1 protein-coding gene is annotated in these 704 nt (G+C 39.6%); it reads right to left on the reverse strand.

The window, feature by feature from the left end; all coding sequences use genetic code 11:
• Window positions 1-606: phage tail fiber domain-containing protein (locus tag N1032_RS25395; RefSeq protein WP_259543372.1), on the reverse strand; the 606-nt coding region annotated here is incomplete at its 3' end.
• Window positions 607-704: the final 98 nt, after the last annotated feature.

The raw sequence follows: 704 nt of genomic DNA on the forward strand, positions 1-704 counted from the left end.
AGAAGCAGTTGCTTGGTTAGTAGATTTAGTAGCCTGTGCAACAGCAATATCACGAGCATTTTCTGCTTGCCCACGGATGACATCAGTAGCATCTTTCACACCCTGAGTCTGAGTCAGGATACCAGTAGCAGAAGTGATAGTTTCTGCAAACTGTTTCATATTCACTGCATCATTTGGGTCTTGACCATCAGCAACGTGAACCAGACGACGGTTTAATACATCATAGTTATTGTTATTATCCAACTGAACAGAACTCTGAGCAGCATCACGAGCTTCCTCAGCAATGTGCATAGTTTGTAATTCTGCTTTATTCAAATCAGCAGCACGGATGATAGAGCCATCTTGGAATGTAACAATACGTTCAATAGAGGATGTTACACGTTTAATTTCGATTTCATCGAACTGAGCATCTGGTTGAGATGTCAATTGGATGTTAGTATTTGAAGTCCATTTGTAGTCAGTGTCCTGAACGAGAACTTGGTTAGTGCCAGTTAGCTGAGAACGAACTGTAATAACAACAAATGAACGAGATAGATATTCGAATGGAACAGTAAAATCTACTGTAGTTCCATCGAGATTATAAGTGGCAATAGTAGTAACAGCCATTATACCTCCTAATAATGAGAGAGTAAAGAGAGGAGCAATGAGTTCATCATTACCCTCCCATTGTATTAATATTGTGAGTTCGGTTTATCCCAGTCTAA

It is taken from the genome of Herbiconiux daphne, assembly GCF_024979295.1.
GTDB lineage: Bacteria > Actinomycetota > Actinomycetes > Actinomycetales > Microbacteriaceae > Herbiconiux > Herbiconiux daphnes.